The organism is Parcubacteria group bacterium (genome assembly GCA_041657845.1).
In the GTDB taxonomy this organism is placed as follows: Bacteria; Patescibacteriota; Minisyncoccia; order Moranbacterales; family JAKLHP01; genus JAKLHP01.
This window is the reverse complement of record JBBABD010000030.1, coordinates 1-9069: the sequence shown is the minus strand read 5'-3', so window position 1 is coordinate 9069 and position 9069 is coordinate 1. Positions and strand designations below refer to the sequence as shown.

The 9069-nt window shown below is 37.1% G+C and carries 8 protein-coding genes and 3 tRNA genes; 6 read left to right on the top strand and 5 right to left on the bottom strand.

All coding sequences use genetic code 11. The features are described from left to right. From WC906_04410 to WC906_04400, 3 genes are all read left to right on the top strand, one after another. A partial coding sequence (locus tag WC906_04410; protein MFA5777654.1) for an undecaprenyl-diphosphate phosphatase occupies positions 1 to 344 on the top strand: 344 nt, incomplete at its 5' end. Between the two features lie 87 nt (positions 345 to 431). Next, on the top strand, positions 432 to 2036 hold the full coding sequence (locus WC906_04405; GenBank protein MFA5777653.1) for an MBL fold metallo-hydrolase: 1605 nt from the start codon (positions 432 to 434) through the stop codon (positions 2034 to 2036). An 80-nt stretch (positions 2037 to 2116) separates the two neighbouring features. After that, positions 2117 to 2190, top strand: a tRNA-Ala gene (locus WC906_04400). Positions 2191 to 2265: 75 nt separating this feature from the next. Here WC906_04400 and WC906_04395 read toward each other — a convergent pair. The 4 genes from WC906_04395 to WC906_04380 form a co-directional block, all read right to left on the bottom strand. Next, positions 2266 to 2526 (bottom strand): GIY-YIG nuclease family protein, encoded by a 261-nt coding sequence (locus tag WC906_04395; GenBank protein ID MFA5777652.1) that lies wholly within the window; start codon positions 2524 to 2526, stop codon positions 2266 to 2268. Between the two features lie 3 nt (positions 2527 to 2529). Further along, positions 2530 to 2603 (bottom strand) — tRNA-Ile (locus WC906_04390). Between the two features lie 77 nt (positions 2604 to 2680). Next, a complete protein-coding gene (locus WC906_04385) occupies positions 2681 to 2866 on the bottom strand; it encodes a hypothetical protein (GenBank protein ID MFA5777651.1) in 186 nt (61 codons plus the stop codon). Positions 2867 to 2868: 2 nt separating this feature from the next. Continuing rightward, positions 2869 to 2941, bottom strand: a tRNA-Ala gene (locus tag WC906_04380). A 185-nt stretch (positions 2942 to 3126) separates the two neighbouring features. On the opposite strand from WC906_04380, the gene WC906_04375 reads away from it, so the two are divergent. The 3 genes from WC906_04375 to WC906_04365 all read left to right on the top strand — a co-directional run bounded on the left by WC906_04375 (position 3127) and on the right by WC906_04365 (position 8006). Continuing rightward, the gene (locus tag WC906_04375) at positions 3127 to 4713 is read left to right on the top strand and encodes a D-aminoacylase (protein MFA5777650.1); all 1587 of its coding nucleotides are present in this window, start codon (positions 3127 to 3129) and stop codon (positions 4711 to 4713) included. A gap of 89 nt (positions 4714 to 4802) precedes the next feature. Next, positions 4803 to 7310 carry a UDP-N-acetylmuramoyl-L-alanine--D-glutamate ligase gene (murD, locus tag WC906_04370; protein ID MFA5777649.1) on the top strand — a complete coding sequence of 836 codons (2508 nt, stop codon included), beginning with the start codon at positions 4803 to 4805 and terminating at the stop codon, positions 7308 to 7310. A 168-nt stretch (positions 7311 to 7478) separates the two neighbouring features. Beyond that, positions 7479 to 8006, top strand: coding sequence for an ORF6N domain-containing protein (locus WC906_04365; GenBank protein MFA5777648.1), 528 nt, complete (start codon positions 7479 to 7481; stop codon positions 8004 to 8006). Positions 8007 to 8010: 4 nt separating this feature from the next. Here the strand turns inward: WC906_04365 and WC906_04360 are convergent, their stop codons facing one another. Beyond that, the gene (locus tag WC906_04360; GenBank protein MFA5777647.1) at positions 8011 to 8901 is read right to left on the bottom strand and encodes a CAP domain-containing protein; all 891 of its coding nucleotides are present in this window, start codon (positions 8899 to 8901) and stop codon (positions 8011 to 8013) included. Between the last annotated feature and the right edge of the window lie 168 nt (positions 8902 to 9069).

The window sequence follows — 9069 nt, the reverse complement described above, 5'->3', positions numbered from 1 at the left end:
TAATCGGCATATCGCAAGCGATAGCCATTATTCCCGGAGTCTCTCGGTCGGGGGCAACGATAACAGCCGGACGCGCTTGTGGAATGAATCGCAAGGATGCCGCCAGATTTTCCTTTCTTCTTTCCGCGCCGATAATTTTTGGAGCGGCAGCGCTCAAACTTCCAAAACTATTTTCGCAAGGAATTGATTTGAATATTATCATCGGAATTTTTTTCTCAGCTCTAAGTGGTTATCTGGCCATCAAATATTTACTCAAATTTGTCGAAAAATACAGTTATGCAATTTTCTTCTGGTATCGGTTGGGACTGGCTGTGGTGATAGCCTCTTTCTATTTTTTGAAATAGGTGTATATTAAAATTAGGAAACGATAAGGAGGAAGTTTTTCGACTTGCTCCTTTAAAATTACCCAAATAACCCAAAGGGAGGTTCATGTGGAAACTAAATCGAGGATGAAGATCAGAGTGACATTCCTAGGAGGTTTATGCGGAGACAACTTGACGGGTTCTATGACGCTTCTTGAGGTTCAGAAAGCGAAAAGAATGATCAGGATTTTGATTGATGCAGGGCTTTTTCAGGGGAAAAATAGCGAGAAGTACAACATGCAGGCAATACGGTCAATAGATCCGCAAAAAATCGATGTAGTCGTTATCACTCACGTTCACAACGACCATGTCGGACTCTTGGTATGGCTAGCAAAGAATGGATTTGAAGGAGGGGTCATTGCTACCAAGCACACAGTTGACATCTTTCCGGTGATAGCCGAAGATTCGGCAAAGATTCAAGAGCAGGATTATAAGAAGAGGGTTCGTGCCCTTCAGCGACAAAAGGCCAAAGAGAAAGCAACGAGGCCAAAGATGTTGCGTAGGAACAAGGCAAAGATTAAACTCGAAAAACTCGACCGTATGCGAGAAGAAGTTGATAGGATTAAAAGGCGAGTGAAGAGTGAAACGGAAAAAAAGGATCTCATCTTGTACAATCGAAAAGACGTAGAAGAGATGCTCGGGCGCAAGCTGTTCAAGAATGGAGGATTCGATTATGAAATTCCTGTTCGGATTGCTCATGGTATCACAGTGAAGTTCTACTCATCAGCTCATGTTCTTGGCGGAGCTAGCGTCCTCATAGGCATTAAAGACAAAGAAACAGTTCGCAACCTTTGCTTTACCGGAGATCTTGGGAGGGAAGACAATATCATTCTTCCTCCTCTTGGGATTCCCGAAGAAGAACCCGAGTATCTCTTTATTGAGTCGGTGTATGGCAATCGGTTGCATCCAAACAGGGAAGATAATGATGAACAGTATTTCGCGGAAATCAAGCGATGCTATGACAAAGGACAAAAGATAACCGAGTCTGTCTTTGCTTTTCAGCGTCCTCAAGAAAGCATTCTTAAGAAAACTGTAGCGATGCTGGAAGGAAGAATCCCTGAGATGCCGATCTATGTTGATTCTCCATTGCTCATGAGCTTAAACCAAGTATTTGCTCGCTGTTGGAGTATGAAAGAGATAGGTTATCGAAGGGATATCATCACCTTTAATCCTTTTATGGCCGAGGGGAAAAACAAGAATCCGTTTCTAAAATACGCTGAAACTCACGAAGACTCGCAAGCGTTAATACGCAAGAAAGGCCAATTCATGGTTATGGCGTGTTCAGGAATGGGAACTAATGGAAGGATCATCTACCATTACGGCTATGGTTTGCCACGTGAGGATTTCGTATTTTTCATCTTGGGCTATGCGGTCAGTGAGACTCTCAATTCAAAACTGGCACGCGGGGAAAAAGTTGTGGAAATAAACAAAAAATCCATGGAAGTCAGAGCGAGAATCAAGGTGTTTCTGGGTGACTCTGGACATGGAGATGCAGATCTTTTGCGTGGTTATGCGCGAAAAACTTTGCGCAAAAAAACGACCAAAGGAGTCTTTATTGTTCACGGTTCCAAAGAGGGAGGCGCTGGTCTCAAACGTAATATTATTGGAGACCTAGGAGGAATCTGGGAAAAGAAAATCGTTATTCCTGAACGAGGGCAAACGTTTCAACTGTAAAATAATCGCAAAGGGTGCTGCCTGTCAGCACCCTTTTAATATGGACAAATTGTATTATAAAATGTATCATTTTTATTATTGGGCTTATCGTATAGTGGCAATACACGGCATTCGCATTGCTGAAACGCGAGTTCGATTCTCGCTAAGTCCACCAAAATTAAAATCCCCTTGAAAGGGGATTTTTGTGTGGGCTTATCTGGATTCGAACCAGAGCTCGCCTCGGCGAGCATTACCCGCCTAGGCGGGCGCGCTCTAACCATTCTCTTCCTTTTCCCGTTTTAAGAAATCGCTCAAATTCCAAAGCTTCTTTTCTGGAATTAAAATCTTTCTGAAATAAAATTTTCCAAGGGCCATTATTGTAAGTAGTTCTATGAAATTTAGCTTTTTCAGGATTTATATCGTTGTGCATTCTCAGTCTATCTTCTAAGTTTTCTGTGCTTCCTGTATATTTTTTATTTTTATTATTTTTAATAACGTAAGTTGTATACATATGTGGGCTTATCTGGATTCGAACCAGAGACCTCGTCATTATCAGTGACGCGCTCTAACCAACTGAGCTATAAGCCCTTCTTTATTTTCAAATAACCTCGTCATTACTCGCTTGAGGCGAGCGCGCTCTAACCAACTGAGCTATAAGCCCAAAATTATTTTTTGTAAATAAAAACTAAATAACCATCAACAATCAAACCTCCGACTCCAATAAGCAATCTTATGATTACCCTAAAATCAGTAATTCCATCAACAATATACAACATCGAATCCAAAATCAAATAGGAAAATGTTACTAGTCCGATATAATCAAAAAATTTATATAGGTTATCAATTTTCATAGTGGACCGGACAGGACTTGAACCCGCTACCTCCGCAGTGCAAATGCGGCGCTCTACCAGGTGAGCTACCGGCCCTACTTTTCGCAATAACAAAAAAGCTGCCAAAAGCACTGAAAACAGTATAACTAAGAAAAATTGATTTGTCCACTAAACTTGCTAAAACATGCCATAAGATTTAAAATTAAGACACATAAGTATTATAAATACAAACAAAATACAAAATTTGTAGATTTGTAGTTGATTTGTACATTTGTAGGTATATGTACGACATTATCATAAAAAACGGAACCATAATCGACGGAACGGGAGCAAAAATGTTTGCTGGCGATATTGGAATAAAAGAAAAAAAAATTAAGGAAATCGGAAATCTTCAAAATGAAAAAGCAGAAATATTAATCGATGCTAGGGGGCGATATGTTTCTCCTGGCTTTATTGATGTTAACAATCACTCCGATACCTATTGGAGAATGTTTCTTGATCCCAATCTTCAAAGTTTGCTGCATCAGGGAATCACGACAATAGTAGGCGGTAATTGCGGTTCATCTTTGGCTCCGCTTGCCAACAAAAATATTATTCAGACTATTCAAAAATGGGCAAACATAAATCTAGTTAATCTAAATTGGCTTTCGATGAAAGAATTTATGGAAGAGTTGGAAGAAAGAAAAATATCTTTGAATTTTGCATCGCTTACGGGACACGCAACGCTGCGAAGAGGGATACTGGGGGACAAAGTCGAAAGTCTTTCAGAAAGAGGGCTAAAGACAATGAAGAAAATGCTAGAGAGATCTTTGAAAGATGGATCTCTTGGATTCTCGACAGGCTTGATATATACTCATGCCAAACTGGCTTCAAAAAATGAAATTGTCGAAATGGCCAAGATTGTCAAAAAATATGACGGAGTATATGCCACTCACATTAGAGGAGAATCGGAGGAACTGCTTCAGGCTGTGACTGAGGCGATTGATATTGCCAGAGAATCAGGAGTAAATCTTCAGATTTCTCATCTTAAAGCAATGGGAGAAAAAAGCTGGCCTCTTTTTGAAAAAGCTCTAAAACTTATTGAAGCGGCAAATAAGGAAGGGATAAATGTGAATTTTGATGTCTACCCCTACACTGTTACTGGTTCGGTTTTGTATGTTTTGCTTCCTGATTGGATTGCGGAAGGAGGGAAAAGGATAATGATTCACAGGCTCAAAGATCCGGTTATCAAAGAAAAACTCTTGAAAGAAATGAAAGACAGCGAATATGATTATTCAAAAGTAGTAGTTTCAATTTCTCCCCTCGATAAAACTTTAAGCCGAAAAAGAATCGTTGACATTGCTAATGCTCAAGGAAGATCAGTAGAAGAAACAATAGTCGATATTCTTATTGCCAGCGAAGGCAGAGTAATTACTATGATGGAAGTTTTAAGCGAGAATAATATAGTTAGAGCAATCAAAAATCCTTTGTCGATTATTTCCACCAATGGATCGGGATATGATATCAATCACAGAAATAGCGGAGAGCTAGTTCATCCCAGAAATTTCGGATCTTTTCCAAGGATATTGGCCAAGTATGTAAAAAAGGAAAATATATTGAGCTGGGAAGAGGCAATTTACAAGATGAGCGGAAAGCCGGCAGGAAAATTCAATATCAAGAAAAGAGGGATTCTCAAAGAAGGAAATTTTGCCGATGTGATAGTTATCAACCCTGAAACAATCGAAGATTTAGCCACTCCGGAAAATCCCTACCAGTATTCAAAGGGGATAGAGCGTGTAATTATAAACGGAGAAATTGTGATGGAAAACGGGGCGTATAAAAATATCAAAGCAGGAGAGGTGATAAAAAGAAAATCAGGAATATTTTAGGGAATTTGGCATTAGGATTTTAAAACTAAAATTAGCCTTTGCATTTCAATTTGGGTTATGATAGAATTTCTTCTCGTAGCTTATTAATTATGCAATCAAAACCCGCTATATTTAAATTTACATCATATAAATTCAATCCGCTAAAGAGACGGATATTTTTTAATTATGAGATTGATTTTAAAAATGCCGATTCTCTAAATTTTACTGAAGAAATAATTCTTCCTAGAATTCCCGATCTGAAAAAAATTCCCAAAGAACTTTTAGAAAATATCTTTTCTGATTTGCATTTAATGCTCGGGATAAGCTATTACAAGCTTTATTGCCCTCCGAAAATAGTTCTAAGAAAAAAAATATCGAAAGAGCAGGCTGATTTTTGGGACAGCGTATATGCGAATGGGCTCGGAGAATTTTTCTATCGCAATAATATTAATCCTGAAATTTTTTCGGGATTTCCTTTCGATAAAAAAATGAAAAGATCATCGTTTAGCTTGGCGAGAAATAGGAAATCTTTAGTGGGAATTGGAGGAGGAAAGGATTCAATAGCGGTTGGCGAGCTTCTTAAAAAACAAAAAAAAGAGATAACTGCTTTCGTTGTTGAAACTCAAGAAAAATCAAAGATTGTCAGCGACGTTATCGGGGAAATGAAAGTGCCTCGTTTGGAAATAAAAAGAATTGTGGACAAGAAAATATTTGAAAAGCATCCGGGAAGCTATAACGGGCATATTCCGATCTCAGCCGTCATTGCTTTTTTAGGCGTGCTTTCAGCCATTTTTTACGATTACAAAAATATAATTGTTGGAAATGAGCATAGCAGTAATTTTGGAAATGTTGAGTATAAAGGAATGAAGATAAATCATCAATGGAGCAAATCGTTGGAATTTGAAAAACTTTTTCAAAAATATCTCGAAAATTTTATTACTCCCGACGTAAATTATTTTTCACTTCTTCGTCCTTTTTTTGAGATACGGATTGCGCAGCTTTTTTCCAGGCATAAAAATTACTTCAAAATATTCTCCAGCTGCAACCGAAATTTCAGGATTTTCAAAGAAAAGTCGGATGCTCTATGGTGCAATGAATGTCCGAAATGCGTTTTTGCTTTTGTTATGCTTTCAGCATTTTTAAGCAAAAAAGAACTGATAGGGATATTCGGAAAAAATCTTTATGATAATGAAAAACTATTGCCTGTTTTCGAGGATATTTTAGGCCTGGGAAAAATGAAACCGTTTGATTGCGTGGGAACATTTGAAGAATCCCAAGTAGCTTTTTTCTTAGCATCGAAAAAATTCAGCCAGTCGGCAATTAATAAAAAATTATTGCCAAAAATAAAAGTTGATGAAGAATTGCTAAATAAAGTTTTTAGAACAAACCTTTCTTTAACTCCGGAGAATTTCAAATTTCTAGGAATGAAAAATGCGGCGATTTTGGGGTATGGGAGAGAAGGAAAGGTAACGGAAAAATATTTAAAGAAAAATTATCCGGATCTCAAAGTTTCCATATTGGACCAAAAAAACGATCCAGAATATCTCACCAAACTGGAAAATTTTGATATAGCCGTGAAAACTCCGGGAATCAATAAAGCATTGATAAATATTCCATATACTACCGCTACCAATATTTTCTTTTCGGAAGTTGAGAATAAAATAATCGGAGTTACGGGAAGTAAAGGAAAAAGCACGACCGCGTCTTTAATATATGAAATATTGAAAGCCGGAGGAAAAAAAGTTCGGCTACTGGGGAATATCGGGAATCCAATGCTTGAAGTTTTGCTAAAGCCAATCGGCAAAGATGAAATTTTTGTTTTGGAACTTTCCAGTTATCAATTGGATGATATCAAATATTCTCCCAATATTGCTGTGGTTACCAATCTTTTCCCGGAACATATGAATTATCATGGAAGCGTGGAAAAATATTATCAGGCCAAGAAGAATATAATTAATTTTCAAAGAAGTAATGACATTTTTGTTTATAATCCAAAAGACAAGCTATTGGCTGATTGGGCAAAGGAGACAAAATCAAAAAAGATTGTTTTTGCGCAAAAATTGCCTTTGAACAAATTTGATGTTCCGCTTCTCGGAGAACATAACCTGGAAAATATAAAAGCGGCGGTAACAGTTGCGAAAGTTTTTAATATTTCCGATAAAACTATCAACCAGGCTATAAAAAATTTCAAACCCTTGCCGCACAGAATAGAATTTGTCGGTAAATTTAAGGAAATAAAATTCTATGATGATGCCATTTCTACTACTCCCGAGTCAACGATAGCGGCTATCAAATCTTTGAAAAATATCGGAGTGATTTTTCTGGGCGGGGAAGACAGAGGATATGATTTTTCGGAGTTGGAAAAGGCAATCAGAAAAAATAAGATAAAAAACATTGTTCTTTTTCCGGACAGCGGAAAAATAATTTTCAAGTCGGAAAAAGATTTGAATATTCTCAAGACTTCCAGTATGGAAAAAGCAGTCAAGTTTGCTTTCAATAATATCAAAGCGGGTGAAATAGTTTTACTTTCTTGTGCTTCACCCAGCTACAGCCTTTGGAAAAACTTTGAAGAAAAGGGAGACTTGTTCAAAAAATACGTGAAAATTTTGGGGAAATAAAATTATTATTCGGTGGATTTATTAAATTCAGCTCAAAAGGCTGTTTTTTGATTTTTTTAGGTCACAAATTGTGACTTCAAGTGAAAAAGTATCCACAGTTGCAAAAGGAGAATATTAAGTGATATAATATCACTGTAGGGATGAAGTTAATTATTAAACAAAAATAAAATGAAGGAAATAATGTTGGTGCCTCGGGAGGTAATAGAGAATAAAATTCATATTCTTCGAGGGAAAAAGGTAATGCTGGATAAAGATCTGGCTCAATTATACGAAGTAATGACAAGAGATTTAAATAAGGCCGTGAAAAGAAATATAGAACGCTTTCCGGAAGACTTTATGTTTCAACTCAGTAATGGAGAATTTCAAAACTTGATGTTCCAATTTGGAACATCGAGTTGGGGTGGAACCCGAAAGCTTCCTTTAGCTTTTACCGAGCAAGGAGTGGCAATGCTTTCCAGTGTTTTGAATAGCAAAAAAGCTATTCAGGTTAATATTCAGATTATCAGGACTTTTTATAAACTCAGGGAAATGGTTGTTAGCAACAAGGAATTGAACAAGAGAATTGATGATTTGGAAAGAAAATACGACAAGCGTTTCAGAGTAATTTTCGAAAACATCAAGCTTATGATAAAAGAGGATAATCCGCCAGCTGGCGGATCAAAAATTGAGATTGGGTTTAGGGAGAAGAGAAGGTAATTTTTTATCCTTTGCATTTTTTCAAATAATCCTCAATTTCCTTAATATATCCGTTCACTTCTTTTTCTTTATTTTCCATATCGTTAATGTAATCATTGATTTCTTTGGTATCATAGCCGGATTTTTTGAATTCATCTTTTTTGTCTTCCGCGTCGGAAAGATATTTTTCTATTTTATTCTTGGAATTTTTCAGTTCTTTGAGATTTTTGTTGGCTTTGTCGGTTTCGCAAACATATTGTATTTGCGGTTTTTCCGGACCCGGGGAAGCGAAATGTTGGACGACGAAAAACGCATCCTCACCGTTAAGTTTTCCGCGGACATAGTTTATTCCGATTTCGGTGAAATTTTCATTTAGAATATTAGCGCGGTGTCCCGGGCTGTTCATCAAGGCCGCGTGGGCGCTGTTAGCGGTAAAATAGTTGAGCGCCAGATTTTCTCCGACAAAAGTATAATTATATCCGACTTTTTTTATCCAATACCAGGGCGTGATTCCGCTTGGAGAATTATGCTCGAAATAATTGTTGTTATCCATATCCTCGGATTTCAGTCCAGCTGATTCGCAAAGAGATGAATTCCACTTTAAAGCTTTTTTGCCATTGGCGACTCGATCGGAATTAATTCTTTTGAACATTTCCTCGGCGAAAATATTGCTTTCAAAATTCTTGCAGTCAATTTCTTCGTAGGAAGCGGTTTTTTCGAATTCTGATTGCTCTAGCGGAGCGCTGATTTTCGCTTCGGGGATTATCTCTTTCGTATCATTTCTTATTTCCTGAATTCGATTTTTAACCTTGCTTACAAGATCTTGTTTGTTCTGGAGATAAGACGGCAAAAAATAGGCGCCAGCGCCCAGGACAATCAGAATAAAGATATATGAAATTATTTTTAATTTGTTCATAATAGTTTTTACGATTTTAAAGCTAGTTTGGATTTCTCATTTAGCTGATTTTAATTAAATCACAAATTAGTGCTAAAATAAAGGAAACGGTCGATAAAACTTATACCCTAAATTTTAACGCTAATCTATGCCAACTAAAAAACAAAAATTAAAACCAAATTGTTACAA

Excerpts from the sequence above, each read along its gene's own strand:
- WC906_04365 (MFA5777648.1), top strand. The coding sequence starts at position 7,479 with ATGAAGGAAATAATGTTGGTGCCTCGGGAGGTAATAGAGAATAAAATT.
- WC906_04395 (MFA5777652.1), bottom strand. The coding sequence starts at position 2,526 with ATGTATACAACTTACGTTATTAAAAATAATAAAAATAAAAAATATACA.
- murD (MFA5777649.1), top strand. The coding sequence starts at position 4,803 with ATGCAATCAAAACCCGCTATATTTAAATTTACATCATATAAATTCAAT.
- WC906_04385 (MFA5777651.1), bottom strand. The coding sequence starts at position 2,866 with ATGAAAATTGATAACCTATATAAATTTTTTGATTATATCGGACTAGTA.
- WC906_04375 (MFA5777650.1), top strand. The coding sequence starts at position 3,127 with ATGTACGACATTATCATAAAAAACGGAACCATAATCGACGGAACGGGA.
- WC906_04360 (MFA5777647.1), bottom strand. The coding sequence starts at position 8,901 with ATGAACAAATTAAAAATAATTTCATATATCTTTATTCTGATTGTCCTG.